The following is a 16765-nucleotide window of genomic DNA, read 5'->3' on the forward strand; positions in this document are numbered from 1 at the left end:
ACATGAATGGCTTTCTTTAAAGAACTGAAAGTAATACCTACAATAAGTGAAATTTGATGTAGCAGCCCCTCCTAGGAAGGGCTTTTATAAATTTGTGACCGGATAAAAAAGTTTGTGACCGGATAAATAGATTTATGACCGGATAAACTTCTTTCTGTCCGTATAGAAATTTTTATGATCGGATAGCATTTTTTCACCCATTTGATATTTAGTTGCTTTCCCTTCACCCACTATTTTAGTTGCAAAAGTGGGTGACACCAAAACATGGATGGCTTTCTTTAAAGATACTGAAAGTAATGCCCACAATAAATGAAATTTGATGTAGCAGCCCCTCCTAGGAAGGGCTTTTATAAATTTGTGACCGGATAAAAAAGTTTCTGACCGGATAAATAGATTTATGACCGGATAAACATTTTTCTGTCCGTATAGAAATTTTTATGACCGGATAGCATTTTTTCACCCATTTGATATTTAGTTGCTTTCCCTTCACCCACAATTATTAACCCCATACTCTGTAATATTCTTGTGACGGTTTGATGCTGTTGAATATGCAAAAATCTGCGGCACTCACTGTTTGTTAATTGATCTCCAATGAGCATGAACCATTCTTTGACTGCATTAACATGTGCATTCGCCTCTTTATAACTGCACGCTGGACATAACCAAGTTCTCTTAATACGTACCATTCCAAATCTACCACATTCCCCACACTGAACCCCCGTAATCAAATCAGATGGATCAATCCCCCAGTTTATGCACATTGGATATGGGAAATACGTTTGATTTTCCCGAACAATTTGCTCAGCCAAATAATCCATTTGAATGACAGATATATAATCTTTCTGTGTTTGTAAGTTCCTTAGTAAAACAGGAATACTGGATGCATAAATAACTTCTGTATGATTTGGAGGCTTAATTATTTTAGACTTAGTACTACTAAATACAATAACTCCTCTAACAGGTATACGTATTCCTCTCTCCTTTAACCATTCTTTCAATAAATACATATTGCGATCCACTTGCACTTTGGGACTCTCAAATGTATCCTTCTGACCATTCTGTAGTTTTCTAGTTAAACAAGGAGGATCATTTTCAAAGCTCAATTCTCCTACAATGTTCTTACATTCTAAAATAACCGCACAATAGGGGCTAATAAATAAAGTATCTAACTGAAACTTTCCATTTGATATTAAACTTACGTCATGTAATACTCTGTAGTTAAAAGGAAATTGATATTTTTCAAATATAGCTTCTACAACTGTTTCTCCAATAATTCCAGCTTTCGTTGATAACATCTTGGAATTAATCACTGACTTCATTGCATGCTCTTTTGGTAAACGATTATAGAGCATCTGCAATCCTATATATTTATAGTCGGTTGAACGTCCTTTGATAAGCAAATCATCACTCCTTTTTTGCATAATAGCATATATATAAAAATAGTAAATTGAACTAAAAAGTAGACAACTTCATTTTGATAATTAAAAGTGACTAGAAATTAGATTTTTAGTCTAAATTATACCCAAAAACTTAATTTAATATTATTTGCTTCTTTATCTCTCTTAATGTCGGTATATGTAGTTATTTCTCGGGAAATGTCGTATTAAGTTTACAAGACTATATCTAATTCCCACAAAATCAAGCCTAATCTAATTAACAAAGTAAGCATTCCAAAATTTATACAACAAAAAAAGTCGTTACCGATTACTCGGTAACGACTTTTCATAGTGCCCAGCGACGTCCTACTCTTGCAGGGGGAAACCCCCAACTACCATCGGCGCTGAAGAGCTTAACTTCCGTGTTCGGTATGGGAACGGGTGTGACCTCTTCGCCATCATCACTAGACAATGAGTGCTTGTTCACTCAAAACTGGATAAAAGACATTGAAATGTATAAATTCTATTTGGTTAAGTCCTCGATCGATTAGTATTCGTCAGCTGCACATGTCGCCACGCTTCCACCCCGAACCTATCTACCTCATCGTCTTTGAGGGATCTTACTTACTTGCGTAATGGGAAATCTCATCTTGAGGGGGGCTTCGTGCTTAGATGCTTTCAGCACTTATCCCGTCCACACATAGCTACCCAGCGATGCTCTTGGCAGAACAACTGGTACACCAGCGGTGTGTCCATCCCGGTCCTCTCGTACTAAGGACAGCTCCTCTCAAATTTCCTACGCCCACGACGGATAGGGACCGAACTGTCTCACGACGTTCTGAACCCAGCTCGCGTACCGCTTTAATGGGCGAACAGCCCAACCCTTGGGACCGACTACAGCCCCAGGATGCGATGAGCCGACATCGAGGTGCCAAACCTCCCCGTCGATGTGGACTCTTGGGGGAGATAAGCCTGTTATCCCCGGGGTAGCTTTTATCCGTTGAGCGATGGCCCTTCCATGCGGAACCACCGGATCACTAAGCCCGTCTTTCGACCCTGCTCGACTTGTAGGTCTCGCAGTCAAGCTCCCTTCTGCCTTTACACTCTTCGAATGATTTCCAACCATTCTGAGGGAACCTTTGGGCGCCTCCGTTACACTTTAGGAGGCGACCGCCCCAGTCAAACTACCCGCCTGACACTGTCTCCTACCCGGGTTACGGGTATGGGTTAGAATTTCAATACAACCAGGGCAGTATCCCACCGACGCCTCCTCCGAAGCTGGCGCTCCGGGCTCTAAGGCTCCTGCCTATCCTGTACAAGTTGCACCAAAATTCAATATCAAGCTATAGTAAAGCTCCACGGGGTCTTTCCGTCCTGTCGCGGGTAACCTGCATCTTCACAGGTACTATAATTTCACCGAGTCTCTCGTTGAGACAGTGCCCAGATCGTTACGCCTTTCGTGCGGGTCGGAACTTACCCGACAAGGAATTTCGCTACCTTAGGACCGTTATAGTTACGGCCGCCGTTTACTGGGGCTTCAATTCGCACCTTCGCTTGCGCTAAGCACTCCTCTTAACCTTCCAGCACCGGGCAGGCGTCAGCCCCTATACTTCACCTTACGGTTTTGCAGAGACCTGTGTTTTTGCTAAACAGTCGCCTGGGCCTATTCACTGCGGCTCTTCTAGGCTATACACCCAAAAGAGCACCCCTTCTCCCGAAGTTACGGGGTCATTTTGCCGAGTTCCTTAACGAGAGTTCTCTCGCTCACCTTAGGATTCTCTCCTCGACTACCTGTGTCGGTTTGCGGTACGGGCACCTATCACCTCGCTAGAGGCTTTTCTTGGCAGTGTGAAATCAGGAACTTCGGACTAAGTCCTCGCCATCACAGCTCAATGTTACAGAGTGCGGATTTGCCTACACTCACACCTCACTGCTTGGACATGCATAACCAACAGCATGCTTACCCTATCCTTCTGCGTCCCCCCATTGCTCAAACGGTGGTTTGGTGGTACAGGAATATCAACCTGTTGTCCATCGTCTACGCCTATCGGCCTCGACTTAGGTCCCGACTAACCCTGAGCGGACGAGCCTTCCTCAGGAAACCTTAGTCATACGGTGGATGGGATTCTCACCCATCTTTCGCTACTCATACCGGCATTCTCACTTCTAAGCGCTCCACCAGTCCTTCCGGTCTGACTTCAACGCCCTTAGAACGCTCTCCTACCACTGATACCATAGGTATCAATCCACAGCTTCGGTGATTTGTTTAGCCCCGATACATTTTCGGCGCAGCGTCACTCGACCAGTGAGCTATTACGCACTCTTTAAATGATGGCTGCTTCTAAGCCAACATCCTGGTTGTCTAAGCAACGCCACATCCTTTTCCACTTAACAAATACTTTGGGACCTTAGCTGGTGGTCTGGGCTGTTTCCCTCTTGACTACGGATCTTATCACTCGCAGTCTGACTCCCAAACATAAATCATTGGCATTCGGAGTTTGTCTGAATTCGGTAACCCGGGATGGGCCCCTAGTCCAAACAGTGCTCTACCTCCAAGATTCTAACGTTTGAGGCTAGCCCTAAAGCTATTTCGGAGAGAACCAGCTATCTCCAGGTTCGATTGGAATTTCTCCGCTACCCACACCTCATCCCCGCACTTTTCAACGTGCGTGGGTTCGGACCTCCAGTAAGTGTTACCTTACCTTCATCCTGGACATGGGTAGATCACCTGGTTTCGGGTCTACGACCACATACTCATTCGCCCTATTCAGACTCGCTTTCGCTGCGGCTCCGTCTTCTCAACTTAACCTTGCATGTAATCGTAACTCGCCGGTTCATTCTACAAAAGGCACGCCATCACCCATTAACGGGCTCTGACTACTTGTAGGCACGCGGTTTCAGGATCTATTTCACTCCCCTTCCGGGGTGCTTTTCACCTTTCCCTCACGGTACTGGTTCACTATCGGTCACTAGGTAGTATTTAGCCTTGGGAGATGGTCCTCCCAGATTCCGACGGAATTTCACGTGTTCCGCCGTACTCAGGATACACTCAAGAGAGAATGAACTTTTGACTACGGGGCTTTTACCCTATCCTGCGGACCTTTCCAGATCGCTTCGTCTAGCTCATTCCTTTGTAACTCTATGTAGAGTGTCCTACAACCCCAAGAGGCAAGCCTCTTGGTTTGGGCTATTCCCGTTTCGCTCGCCGCTACTCAGGGAATCGATTTTTCTTTCTCTTCCTCCAGGTACTTAGATGTTTCAGTTCCCTGGGTGTGCCACAGATACGCTATGTATTCACGTAAATGTACTGCTCCATTACGAACAGTGGGTTTCCCCATTCGGAAATCTCCGGATCAAAGCTCACTTACAGCTCCCCGAAGCATATCGGTGTTAGTGCCGTCCTTCTTCGGCTCCTAGTGCCAAGGCATTCACCGCGCGCCCTTATTAACTTAACCTAATTCGGCTTCCAATTAAAATTGAAACCCTGAAAAATAGTAGTTAAAAATACTACGCAAAATATAATCACAAAAGTGATTACAAATTGAATTTCTTGAATTTGTTTCTTTCAATGTCATTTTATCCAGTTTTCAAAGAACAAGTTTTCAAATGCTCATAAAAATGAACATTCAAAACTGAACTGCAAAACGTTAAGATACAGATAAAAATCTGTATTCCGATATTATCCTTAGAAAGGAGGTGATCCAGCCGCACCTTCCGATACGGCTACCTTGTTACGACTTCACCCCAATCATCTGTCCCACCTTCGGCGGCTGGCTCCCGTAAGGGTTACCCCACCGACTTCGGGTGTTACAAACTCTCGTGGTGTGACGGGCGGTGTGTACAAGGCCCGGGAACGTATTCACCGTGGCATGCTGATCCACGATTACTAGCGATTCCGGCTTCATGTAGGCGAGTTGCAGCCTACAATCCGAACTGAGAACGGTTTTATGGGATTAGCTCACCCTCGCGGGGTTGCGACCCTCTGTACCGTCCATTGTAGCACGTGTGTAGCCCAGGTCATAAGGGGCATGATGATTTGACGTCATCCCCACCTTCCTCCGGTTTATCACCGGCAGTCACCTTAGAGTGCCCAACTAAATGCTGGCAACTAAGATCAAGGGTTGCGCTCGTTGCGGGACTTAACCCAACATCTCACGACACGAGCTGACGACAACCATGCACCACCTGTCACCGCTGTCCCCGAAGGGAAAGATCTATCTCTAGAACGGTCAGCGGGATGTCAAGACCTGGTAAGGTTCTTCGCGTTGCTTCGAATTAAACCACATGCTCCACCGCTTGTGCGGGCCCCCGTCAATTCCTTTGAGTTTCAGTCTTGCGACCGTACTCCCCAGGCGGAGTGCTTAATGCGTTAGCTGCAGCACTAAGGGGCGGAAACCCCCTAACACTTAGCACTCATCGTTTACGGCGTGGACTACCAGGGTATCTAATCCTGTTTGCTCCCCACGCTTTCGCGCCTCAGCGTCAGTTACAGACCAGAAAGCCGCCTTCGCCACTGGTGTTCCTCCAAATCTCTACGCATTTCACCGCTACACTTGGAATTCCGCTTTCCTCTTCTGTACTCAAGTCCCCCAGTTTCCAATGACCTTCCACGGTTGAGCCGTGGGATTTCACATCAGACTTAAAGGACCGCCTGCGCGCGCTTTACGCCCAATAATTCCGGACAACGCTTGCCACCTACGTATTACCGCGGCTGCTGGCACGTAGTTAGCCGTGGCTTTCTAATGAGGTACCGTCAAGGTACGAGCAGTTACTCTCGTACTTGTTCTTCCCTCACAACAGAGTTTTACGATCCGAAAACCTTCTTCACTCACGCGGCATTGCTCCATCAGACTTTCGTCCATTGTGGAAGATTCCCTACTGCTGCCTCCCGTAGGAGTCTGGGCCGTGTCTCAGTCCCAGTGTGGCCGATCACCCTCTCAGGTCGGCTACGCATCGTCGCCTTGGTGAGCCGTTACCTCACCAACTAGCTAATGCGCCGCGGGCCCATCCTGTAGTGACAGCCGAAACCGTCTTTTAACATTTCCCCATGTGAGGAAATGGATTATTCGGTATTAGCCCCGGTTTCCCGGAGTTATCCCAATCTACAGGGCAGGTTGCCCACGTGTTACTCACCCGTCCGCCGCTAAATCAGAAGAAGCAAGCTTCTTCGTCATTCGCTCGACTTGCATGTATTAGGCATGCCGCCAGCGTTCGTCCTGAGCCAGGATCAAACTCTCCATAATAGAGAACTTAAAAAGCTCATTTTGTTTTGCTGGCATCATCATTAAATGATGTCCAAATTGTTTTGCTATCGAGCTAACCGAAGTTAGTCTCTCAAGCTGTATTTCTTAACGTTTTGCATGTTCAGTTTTCAATGTTCATGTTGTTCATTTTGTCGTTTTGTTTCAGCGACCTTTGTATCTTAACATCTTTTAAACATGAATGTCAACACTAAATCATAAAATTGATTAGAGTGACTGGAAAGGTGCGAGTTTACAATGAAGTCAAAGCTTTTATTAATTGTAACACTGTTCGTTTTTGTGAGTCTTTTTTTTATTATCCCAAATAAGTATTCTTCTATGCTTCCTGTTTTTCAATTGGTTGAAAAGCCTACTGTTGTTTCCAAAGGTTCACACGGGAAAACGATAACCATCGATTTAACTTTCGGTAAAGAGGACATGGAAGTTTTCTTAAAAGGCTTGGAGGCACCTTATCCTCATTTTTTCATTAGCAATGATTGGATTGATCGTTCTCCTGCTCTTATTCAAATCATGAAGGAGAAAAGCATCCCGATTAGTCTATTAGGGCAAGAAGGTAAAAAATATATAGACGACCCTTCTTTATTCAAAAAGGAAATTGATCAATTTGAACAAACGATTGGAGAAGTTCCTCTCTGGTTTCGAACAAAGGATTATGAGTTTCCTATAGAATTACAAAAAACCGCATGGAAATATGAAGTAAATTTGTTGAGTTCAAGTAAATACTGGGTAGAAGGAATTCAAAAAATCAAGCTTGAAAATGGCGATATCCTCAGCATCCCACTACACCAAGAGGAAAGAATGGATATCAAACAACTAAATCAATTACTTAAATCTGATTCTTTTCTTTCTATTGAACAAAATATTTTCGGTTTAACGACTAAAAGTAAAACAATACCCGAGTAGAGATGGCACAAAAAAACTGCTCGACATTTAGTCAGAGCAGTTTTTTGTTATTTCACTTTTAAAGCGATTGCTTCTTTTCTTGCTTGTCTACGTGCTTCTAATTTTTTTCTATCTTCGTCTGACTTTGCATTATATTTTGGCAAAGCCAATAATTGGTATGCATTAACTGACAGAAGTGGCACCAAAACAATTAGTAACCATGCATCCGCATCACTCGATTGAACCCTTAGAGCTGCCAACCATTCTAGTGTCGTAATTGCAATCATAAAGAAAAGAGCGGAGATTAATATTTGTTTCTTTGTTTTATTTGCCTTAATGATGGCTACAATTACTGAGGCACCTATTAAAAGAACCAGTGCTACTATTCGTAGCCAGATGTGGCTTGACGTCCCTTCAGTAGCTTTAAATCGAAAGAAAATTAAGTCAAATATGACAAATGCAATGATGAGTAATTGAACCCAATTCCATAAAGTAAGGCTTTTGAAAATATTGACGCCCATTTGATGGATTGTTAAATAAGCAAAAAATCCCATCTGAGCAATAACACTTACGATAAGTCCAAAGCCCACTAAAACGATAAATGCTGCGATCACTGCTCCCCATTGTCCTGCTTCATAGTATGTAGCAAAGTTTTTATCCCATAATATTATTGACCCTAATACACCTGTGATTAGTCCACCTATCCACATTGCATTTAGAAAAAATATAAACCAATTTCGAATTGTCACTGTAAAAAGTCCTCCATATTCTACTAAGTCCTTTATAGATTGTAACAACCATTATCAAAAAAATCTATTTGTTACTTACTTCTATACATATTTACGTAAAAAATGTGAATAATAATTGAAAGGATGGTGACTAATTTGAAGTATCTTGCTCTCATTTTATTAACTATTAGCTTACTGGCTGGGTGTAGCAATTCCACTTCCTCGACGCCTTCTTACGATGAGATGAAAAAAATCGTAATTGATGCATTGCAAACAGAAGATGGGAAAAAGTCTGTGCGAAAGCTTTTAGATGATCCTGAGTTTAAGGCATTATTAGTAATTGATAGTGAACAAGTAAAAAAATCTGTTGAGCAAACAATGTTATCCAAAGATGCAGAAGAATTTTGGAAAGAGGTTTACCAAGACCCTAAGTTTTCAGAAACAATGGCAAAGAGCATGGTAAAGCAGCAAGAAGAGTTAATGAAAGCACTTATAAAGGATCCTGAATACTTAAAGGATTTAGAAAGCTTTTTCGCTTCTGCCGATATGAAAAAAGAGCTAGGGAAAATACTACAATCCGCTGATTTACGGAAAGAAATGGAAAAGGTCGTAGAAGAAACGATTCAAAGTCCTTTATTGCAAACAAAGTGGCAAAAGCTAGTGGAAGAGGCTGGGTCTGGTTCTCAAAAAGGTGGGGGCGGCGGTTCTTCAGGAGGTTCATCAAAAGAAGGGCAAGGAGATTCCAAGAAATAAGGCCGATCCTGTTTAGGAAACGGCCTTTTTCTTATGCTTTTTCAATTACTTCGCGTGCGATGTCTAAATAGATTTTGCCTGTTTCATGCGTTTCAGCGTAAACAGACGGAGCAAAGTCGATATCGTTCCAATCTGGTTGACCAAGAGGGATTTGACCAAGTAATTCTGTACGAAGTTCATCCGCAAGTTTTGGTCCTCCACCTTTACCGAAAATATATTCACGTTCACCTGTAGACTTTACTTCATACCATGACATATTTTCAATTACTCCTAATATTTCATGATCTGTTTGTAGAGCCATTGCACCTGCTCTAGCAGCAACAAAAGCAGCTGTAGGATGTGGTGTTGTGACAACAATTTCTTTAGATGCAGGTAGCATTTGATGAATGTCTAAGGCAATGTCACCTGTACCAGGTGGTAAATCCAATAGTAAGAAGTCTAACTCTCCCCATTCTACATCTTTAAAGAATTGATCTAAAACTTTTCCAAGCATCGGTCCCCGCCAAACAACCGGCGTATTGTTTTCCACAAAGAATCCCATAGAAATGACCTTTACTCCTTTTCTTTCTACCGGAATAATACGATCTTCTTTAATCTGGGGAACATCTTTTACACCCATCATATCCGGTACGCTAAATCCGTAGATGTCTGCGTCTACTAAACCAACTTTTTTCCCTAAACGCGCAAGTGCTACCGCTAAATTTACGGATACAGTAGATTTCCCAACTCCACCTTTACCTGATGCAATGGAGATAATCTTAACTTTACTGTTTGGCGAAAGTATACTTTCACTATCACTTGTTTTTGCCTGACCACGGAATTGTTCTAATACTTCTTTTGGAAGCTCCTCGAAACGAATACCAACAGTAGCTGCTCCTGCATTTTTCAACGTTTCCACAACTTTTCCTTGTAGTTGCATTTGCTCGCCAGAATTAATTTTGGCAATTGCAAGTTTCACACTAACATGGTTTTTTTCTTCCTTTATGGATACTTCCGAGATTCCGTTTGTTTCTTCTAGCGTTCTATGTAAAAATGGATCGTTTAATTCTCCAAGTAATGCTCGAACTTGTTGTTCATTAATCATTTGTAGACACTCCCCTTAAAGTTAACTATTTGCATTATAGTATACCATATACGAGTGTCTACAAACCCTCACATGCACTTAGTAAATATTGTCCTCTACGAAACGACGTACACCTTTTGTAATTGCTTCCACCATTTGCTTTTGATACTTCTCCGATTTTAATAATTCCCGTTCTTCATTATTACTTAAAAATCCAGTTTCGACTAATACGGCTGGAGCCTTTGCTTTTTTCAAAATATATACTTGCTTTATAGCAAGTGCTTCTCTTTCTGTATTCCCTATATCTTCTCGAATAGCTGCTTGAATGGATTTTGCCAATAGTTCCCCACCCTCATGACCTTCCGCATGGTAAAATACTTGCGCACCTCTCCATCTTTCTTCCGGTACAGCATTCACATGCAGACTAAGTACAATATCCGCCTCTGAATTATTCATAATTTCTTCTCTTAGAAGTAAATCTGCCCGCTTCCGTGCACGTGTCGTTGGATAATCTCCATTTGGATCATGCTCAGCAATCGCATCACCTTCTTTGCGACGAGTCATCACAACAGTTGCACCTTTAGCTTTTAACTCTTTCTCTAGCTTTAGAGACATTGATAGGGTAATATCCCGCTCGATCGTTTCTCCATGACTGGCCCCCCCATCTAATCCTCCATGGCCAGGGTCAATCACAATTTTTACTCCACTTAATGGTTCTGGCATGAAAAAACTTAAATCACTAGCTTTTGTTCCATAAAATACAGCTAGCAAAGATATCAAAAACAATACGAAGATAATCAGCCATTTTTTCAGATTCATCGCTCCTTTTTCACTCATTATACGTATGAGGGACAAAGAGTATGTTTGCTTTATGGAACAACTTCGTGAATCATTTGTCTATCCTATATATCCCTTTCTTATCTCTTAATTTACAACCATTTTTCTCTAAAATTCTTATCATATGCCAATTACTTTCATCTGTACTTCCGACATAATAATTAGCATTCATTTTTTTCATTAATTTTAAGGTAATTTCGTGAATCTCTACACCTAGGCCCTTCCCTCTCCATTTGGGAACAATTCCAAAGTAAAACATTCGTCCTTCATCTATCGTTCCCATCTCGATATGTGGAATACTTATTCCTATTAATTCGTGATCTTTTAAGAAGTAAAAGCAGTTGTTTCTCCAGTCGGCACCTAATTCATTGCTTATAGAAGCCATCACTTGTTCTATTGGCTGCGGCACATTTTTATTTGCTGTTCCCAAACGACATAATTCGTATGTACGACCAAACTCTGAATCCGTCATGAATCCTTCCGATAGAGCATGAAACGTTAGGTTGCTTTCGTGGTATTCTTCTTCTCCTAATTCTTTTATATATTCATGAATAACCGAGATTTTTCTGAACCCATTATCTAAAAGCCAATTCTCAAATCTTTCTTCCATCAGTAAGGATAAATAATCAATATTATTCTGTTCGTATTCACTCAATAGTTTTGTAAACTCTGCTTTATATGCTGCATCGGTTTTGTCTTTTATCTTTATCTGATCTACCAACCAATAGGCTTGTTGATTTTTAATTATATTAAATAATTTCATTCTAAAACCTCATTCTCATTTTATTGCTTAAATAAAAGGATGGTATAGCCAATACAGTTACCAGACTGATGATTATGAAGACAATTGCGCCTCCACTGAAACTATCCAATAGCAATCCCCCCATACTTGGACCCGCAATTCTCCCTACAGATTTCACTCCAGATAAAGCAAAATAGGTACCTTTTTCATGTTCCTCGCACATGCCATCAAGGTGAATATCAATCATGGTGAATACTAATACTTCTCCCGCCGTAAAAATAATCATCGCTAAAATTAGCATAACAATATGCTCAGTCTGTCCAAATAAAAACAAACCAACAGTTAATAACCCACTACCTATCATCAAGGAGGTGGTTGTGCTAATAATTTCACCTAACTTATAAACAAAATATTGAATAACGATTACGGTAATTGCATTTGTTGTAATCAGCCATGCAAAATATTGTAGTGCTTGCTTATGATTAAATATCATCCCCAAATATTGACTAAACGTCGAATCAAACTGACTGTAACCAAAACTGATGAAAATTAATGCCAACATAAAAATGCTAAATGAATTATCCTTTTTGAATACATAAAAGGAATGAAAGATGGATTGCTTCTCTAAGCTTTTGGCTACTTGTTCCATTGGATACTTTTTGAAGATGAATGCAAACGTAATAATGTTAATAAAAAAAATAAAACCAACAACAAAAAACAAGTTCTTCATACCAAATTGTTGAAAATACACAGATGTAAGTGGAGCAATGGCAGCAGAAATATTAATCAACAAGTATCGGATGTTGAATATAAATCGTCTATTGACTGGTTCCGTATACAAACTTAATAACACTCGATAGGTAGGTTCTACAATCGCTTGACTCATTCCTAGAATCGCAGCAAAAACAATGAATCCGGTATATTGATCGATAAAAGGAAAATAAATATAACATCCTAAATAACCAAACAATCCAGTGATAATAACTTTGTTCTTCGGAAACTTGTCGATATAAGGCCCCACAAAGAAACTCATAATTAGATTAGATAAAGCTAATGTAGATATAATAGTACCAATTTGAACTCCGGTATATTGAAATTCATCTAGCAAAAATAGCGTCAGATAAGGCAACACTAAAAATGTGCCAAATCGCGCAATAAAAATACTAGCAAGAATCGTAGACGTCACCATGTTAAATTTGCTTTTCATAAAATACCTCTTTTTCTTAAAATTCATATTCCTTACGTATATTAGAATAACTTTCTGTCTTGAACAAATATTTAATTAATATACACCTCAAAAAATATGGAAACAATCCTTTTTTTCAAAACAATATTACAGAGTTATTACAGGTGCCAGGCACCTGTAATAACTCTGTAATATATACTATAGATAGAAATGTTCTATTAATTGCATAATATCATCAAATTAATAACAGAATAATTACTAAATAGCAGATAAGCGAGAGATAATAATCAGAATATTAACTTTTAATAATAATAATTTAGCAAAATGATTGACTTTATCTTTTCAAGAAACTAACATTTAAATTGCAGAAATTTTATTTGATCACATTTTAATAGAATCGCCTCTATCCAATGGCTTTGTTGATACGGATTCACCATGAACCTTACCAACTATAATTCTCTTAAAAGATGAAATTTTCTTAATTTTTGTAGAAGTAAACTGTAATCGAAAAAGAAAGCGCTTCATTTACACAAAGGGAAAGGATCGATGACGGATGGTACCAAAAAAAGACAATAACCTCTCACAGCACGCCCCCCAACTAGAAGAGCAGACATTAAAACGGGGTTTGAAAGCTCGTCATTTAGCGATGATCTCTATTGGAGGGTCTATTGGTACAGGACTGTTTCTAAGCAGTGGTGCAGCGATTCACACAGCTGGCCCAGGTGGTGCTTTACTTGCATTCGCTTTGGTTGGCGCAATGGTATATTTTGTAATGACGAGTTTAGGAGAAATGGCAGCTTTTATGCCAACAAGTGGTTCATTTAGTACTTATGGTACGAAATTTGTGGATCCAGCATTCGGTTTCGCCCTAGGATGGACCTACTGGTTTAACTGGGCAATGACTATTGCTGCAGAGTTATCCGCTTCCACGATGATTATGAAATTCTGGTTTCCAAACAGTTCATCATGGGTATGGAGTGCGTCATTCTTAATACTTATTTTCCTTTTGAATTATTTATCCGTTAAAGGATATGGAGAAGGGGAATATTGGCTTTCTTTAATTAAAGTTAGTGCGATTGTCATTTTCATCGTTGTTGGAGTACTTATGATTTTCGGCATCATGGGAGGGGAAGCAGTAGGTTTTAAAAACTTTACAGTCGATGATGCTCCTTTTTCAGGTGGTCTATTAGGTGTTTTTATTGTATTTATCGCAGCAGGATTCTCTTTCCAAGGTACAGAAATTGTAGGGGTGGCTGCTGGCGAAAGTGAAGATCCAGCCAAAAATATACCCATCGCTATTAAAAGTGTTTTCTGGAGAATCCTTTTATTTTATATATTCGCGATTTTTGTGATAGCGCTTCTAGTTCCTTATACCGATCCAAGTTTACAAAGTGAAAATGTCATGGTTAGCCCATTCACCCTGATATTCGAAAAGGCTGGGATTGCCTTTGCAGCTTCCCTTATGAACGCAGTTATTTTAACGGCTGTATTATCAGCCGGAAACTCTAGTCTATATGCATCTACTCGTATGTTATATTCCATGGCAAGAGAAGGACAAGCACCTCAAATTTTTGCAAAACTTAATAAACGTGGTGTTCCCGTTGCTGGTATGGTTTTAACATGTGCAGTCGGTACACTTGCCTTTTTAGCATCATTCTTCGGAGATGGTAAAGTATATATCTGGTTAATGAATGCTATCGGTATTACAGGATTTATCTTTTGGCTAGGTATTTCTATTAGTCACTATCGCTTTCGAAAAGCATTTATGGCTCAAGGTCATTCATTGGATTTACTACCGTATAAAGCCAAGTGGTTTCCAATTGGCACAATTTTTGCGATTGCTTGTGGGTTAATCGTTATTTTGGCACAGAACTTCCAGGCTTTCCTTGCAGATAAAGTAGATTGGGGTAGCGTGATAGCAGCATATTTAGGTGTCCCACTTTTCCTTTGTTTGTGGTTTGGATATAAAATTGCGAAGAAAACGAAATTTGTTAAACCAAAAGACGTAGAATTTGAATTTGATTATGAAAAAAAACTTAAATAAACTATTGATAGAACGGACAACATCCTATGAATGTTGTCCGTTTTTTTGTACTTGTTTAGTCAAAAAAAGCCCCCAACCAAATTGGTTGAGAGCCTTTGAAAATTTGAAATTAACGTTTTGAGAACTGAGGTGCACGACGAGCGCCTTTAAGTCCTGGTTTTTTACGTTCTTTCATACGTGGGTCACGTGTTAAGAATCCTGCAGATTTCAACGCTGGACGGAAATCAGGATCTACTGTAAGTAGTGCACGTGCAATACCATGACGGATTGCTCCTGCTTGACCTGTGAATCCACCACCATTAACGTTTACGTGTACATCGTAGCTACCTAGAGTTTGAGTAGTTACTAATGGTTGTTTAATAATTTCACGTAAAGTTTCGAATGGTACGTAATCTTCTACGTCACGTTTGTTGATAACAATTTTGCCTTCGCCCGGTACTAAACGTACGCGTGCTACTGAACTTTTACGGCGACCAGTGCCGATATATTGAACTTGTGCCAAGTGTATGTCCTCCTCTTAATAATTATCCGCGAAGCTCGTATGCTTCTGGTTTTTGTGCTGCATGTGGATGTTCTGCTCCAACATAAACGTTAAGTTTTGTGAACATTTGACGTCCTAAAGAGTTTTTAGGAAGCATCCCTTTAACTGCTAATTCAAGCATTTTAGTTGGGTATTTAGTACGCATTTCTAAAGCTGTACGTTGTTTAAGTCCACCAGAGAATTGAGTGTGACGATAGTAAATCTTGTCATTTAACTTGTTCCCAGTTAAATGAATTTTTTCAGCGTTGATGATGATCACATGATCACCTGTGTCAACGTTTGGTGTAAATGTTGGTTTGTTTTTACCACGTAAAATAGCTGCAACTTCAGAAGCAAGACGACCAAGAGTTTGGCCTTCAGCGTCTACTACTAACCATTTACGTTCTACTTCGTGACCTTTAGCCATGAATGTTGTACGCATGTATTTTGTCCTCCTAATTCAATCATAATCGATCTAAAATTTTCTATATCCTCATACCAATAAGTTTCGGGGCTTATATTGTGGGGTTAATGAAAATGCCATACATCATCATACCCCGGATATGTCATTTAGTCAAGCATTTTACGAAAAACACCTGGAAAGGTTGCTTCACGGTTTATACTCTACCTTTTCTAAGTATAAACCGTGTGCTGGAGCGGTTTTCCCAGCCATCGAACGATCACAAGATTCTAGAATTCCACGCAACTCGCTCACACTTTTTTGCCCAATTGCAATTTCCCATAAAGTTCCCGCGATAATTCGCACCATATTATATAAAAAGCCATTTCCGTTAATAACCATATGCACCTGGTTCGACTCTTTTTTCATGTCAAATTTAATCGAATGAACGGTTCGTACGAAATCTTTCACACTCGTATTTGAGGCACAAAAACTGGAGAAATCATGCGTACCTAGTAAATATGAAGATGCTTCTTTCATTAATTCTACATTTGGCTTATATCGATCTACATGAACGGAATAATTCCGGTCAAATGGACTTTGCACTTCATTTAACGACCAAATATATCGATATGTTTTCCCTGTTGCATCGTACCTTGCATGAAAATCATTACGTATTTGCTCTACCGATAAAATACGTATATCTCCTGGAAGCTGTACATTTAAAGCTGCTCTCCAATTATCCGTTGGTATTGTAAGTGGACTATCAAAATGGATAACTTGTCCTGTTGCATGGACACCTGCATCCGTTCTTCCACTACCTATTACCTTCACTATATCGCCTTTGTGCATGATGCATAAAACGCGTTCCAATTCCTGTTGTACAGTTCGTTTTTCTGGCTGAACTTGATAACCCGAAAAACCACTTCCATCATAACTGATGATTGCTTTTAATCTCATTACCGCACCTCGT

At 40.4% G+C, this 16765-nt stretch carries 12 protein-coding genes and 3 rRNA genes; 3 read left to right on the forward strand and 12 right to left on the reverse strand.

Annotation, left to right across the window (positions count from 1 at the left end):
• Window positions 1-395: 395 nt before the first annotated feature.
• The 4 genes from ACEPXG_RS18155 to ACEPXG_RS18170 all read right to left on the reverse strand — a co-directional run bounded on the left by ACEPXG_RS18155 (window position 396) and on the right by ACEPXG_RS18170 (window position 6619).
• Window positions 396-1400 (reverse strand): nuclease-related domain-containing protein, encoded by a 1005-nt coding sequence (locus tag ACEPXG_RS18155; RefSeq protein WP_391205569.1) that lies wholly within the window; start codon window positions 1398-1400, stop codon window positions 396-398.
• 329 nt (window positions 1401-1729) lie between these two features.
• Window positions 1730-1845, reverse strand: a 5S ribosomal RNA gene (gene rrf, locus ACEPXG_RS18160).
• Between the two features lie 58 nt (window positions 1846-1903).
• Window positions 1904-4831, reverse strand: a 23S ribosomal RNA gene (locus ACEPXG_RS18165).
• Window positions 4832-5065: 234 nt separating this feature from the next.
• Window positions 5066-6619 (reverse strand): 16S ribosomal RNA (locus tag ACEPXG_RS18170).
• The 16S, 23S and 5S rRNA genes sit together here, the layout of an rRNA operon.
• A gap of 255 nt (window positions 6620-6874) precedes the next feature.
• On the opposite strand from ACEPXG_RS18170, the gene ACEPXG_RS18175 reads away from it, so the two are divergent.
• The gene (locus ACEPXG_RS18175) at window positions 6875-7540 is read left to right on the forward strand and encodes a hypothetical protein (protein ID WP_391205572.1); all 666 of its coding nucleotides are present in this window, start codon (window positions 6875-6877) and stop codon (window positions 7538-7540) included.
• 47 nt (window positions 7541-7587) lie between these two features.
• Here ACEPXG_RS18175 and ACEPXG_RS18180 read toward each other — a convergent pair whose 3' ends face one another.
• Entirely contained in the window at window positions 7588-8268 is a 681-nt protein-coding gene (locus ACEPXG_RS18180) for a KinB-signaling pathway activation protein (protein WP_391205575.1), read from the reverse strand.
• Between the two features lie 135 nt (window positions 8269-8403).
• Here ACEPXG_RS18180 and gerD point away from each other — a divergent pair, with 135 nt between their 5' ends.
• The gene (gerD, locus tag ACEPXG_RS18185; protein WP_391205578.1) at window positions 8404-9000 is read left to right on the forward strand and encodes a spore germination lipoprotein GerD; all 597 of its coding nucleotides are present in this window, start codon (window positions 8404-8406) and stop codon (window positions 8998-9000) included.
• A 31-nt stretch (window positions 9001-9031) separates the two neighbouring features.
• Here gerD and ACEPXG_RS18190 read toward each other — a convergent pair whose 3' ends face one another.
• From ACEPXG_RS18190 to ACEPXG_RS18205, 4 genes are all read right to left on the reverse strand, one after another.
• Window positions 9032-10084, reverse strand: coding sequence for a P-loop NTPase (locus ACEPXG_RS18190; protein WP_391205581.1), 1053 nt, complete (start codon window positions 10082-10084; stop codon window positions 9032-9034).
• A gap of 78 nt (window positions 10085-10162) precedes the next feature.
• Window positions 10163-10876 (reverse strand): N-acetylmuramoyl-L-alanine amidase, encoded by a 714-nt coding sequence (locus ACEPXG_RS18195; protein ID WP_391209997.1) that lies wholly within the window; start codon window positions 10874-10876, stop codon window positions 10163-10165.
• A gap of 76 nt (window positions 10877-10952) precedes the next feature.
• Window positions 10953-11663, reverse strand: a complete 711-nt coding sequence (locus tag ACEPXG_RS18200) for a GNAT family N-acetyltransferase (RefSeq protein WP_391205584.1) — start codon at window positions 11661-11663, stop codon at window positions 10953-10955.
• A gap of 1 nt (window position 11664) precedes the next feature.
• On the reverse strand, window positions 11665-12849 hold the full coding sequence (locus ACEPXG_RS18205; protein WP_391205587.1) for an MFS transporter: 1185 nt from the start codon (window positions 12847-12849) through the stop codon (window positions 11665-11667).
• A gap of 532 nt (window positions 12850-13381) precedes the next feature.
• On the opposite strand from ACEPXG_RS18205, the gene ACEPXG_RS18210 reads away from it, so the two are divergent.
• Window positions 13382-14872 carry an amino acid permease gene (locus tag ACEPXG_RS18210; RefSeq protein ID WP_391205590.1) on the forward strand — a complete coding sequence of 497 codons (1491 nt, stop codon included), beginning with the start codon at window positions 13382-13384 and terminating at the stop codon, window positions 14870-14872.
• 109 nt (window positions 14873-14981) lie between these two features.
• On the opposite strand, the gene rpsI is transcribed toward ACEPXG_RS18210, so the two are convergent.
• The 3 genes from rpsI to truA all read right to left on the reverse strand — a co-directional run bounded on the left by rpsI (window position 14982) and on the right by truA (window position 16752).
• Window positions 14982-15374 (reverse strand): 30S ribosomal protein S9, encoded by a 393-nt coding sequence (rpsI, locus tag ACEPXG_RS18215; RefSeq protein WP_151701707.1) that lies wholly within the window; start codon window positions 15372-15374, stop codon window positions 14982-14984.
• 22 nt (window positions 15375-15396) lie between these two features.
• A complete protein-coding gene (gene rplM, locus ACEPXG_RS18220) occupies window positions 15397-15834 on the reverse strand; it encodes a 50S ribosomal protein L13 (protein WP_151701708.1) in 438 nt (145 codons plus the stop codon).
• Window positions 15835-16002: 168 nt separating this feature from the next.
• A complete protein-coding gene (gene truA, locus ACEPXG_RS18225; protein ID WP_391205593.1) occupies window positions 16003-16752 on the reverse strand; it encodes a tRNA pseudouridine(38-40) synthase TruA in 750 nt (249 codons plus the stop codon).
• Window positions 16753-16765 lie beyond the last annotated feature (13 nt).

The sequence above is a fragment of the Psychrobacillus sp. L4 genome, from assembly GCF_042944905.1.
In the GTDB taxonomy this organism is placed as follows: Bacteria; Bacillota; Bacilli; order Bacillales_A; family Planococcaceae; genus Psychrobacillus.

Excerpts from the sequence above, each read along its gene's own strand:
- ACEPXG_RS18175 (WP_391205572.1), top strand. The coding sequence starts at position 6,875 with ATGAAGTCAAAGCTTTTATTAATTGTAACACTGTTCGTTTTTGTGAGT.
- ACEPXG_RS18190 (WP_391205581.1), bottom strand. The coding sequence starts at position 10,084 with ATGATTAATGAACAACAAGTTCGAGCATTACTTGGAGAATTAAACGAT.
- ACEPXG_RS18200 (WP_391205584.1), bottom strand. The coding sequence starts at position 11,663 with ATGAAATTATTTAATATAATTAAAAATCAACAAGCCTATTGGTTGGTA.
- ACEPXG_RS18205 (WP_391205587.1), bottom strand. The coding sequence starts at position 12,849 with ATGAAAAGCAAATTTAACATGGTGACGTCTACGATTCTTGCTAGTATT.
- ACEPXG_RS18210 (WP_391205590.1), top strand. The coding sequence starts at position 13,382 with ATGGTACCAAAAAAAGACAATAACCTCTCACAGCACGCCCCCCAACTA.
- rplM (WP_151701708.1), bottom strand. The coding sequence starts at position 15,834 with ATGCGTACAACATTCATGGCTAAAGGTCACGAAGTAGAACGTAAATGG.
- truA (WP_391205593.1), bottom strand. The coding sequence starts at position 16,752 with ATGAGATTAAAAGCAATCATCAGTTATGATGGAAGTGGTTTTTCGGGT.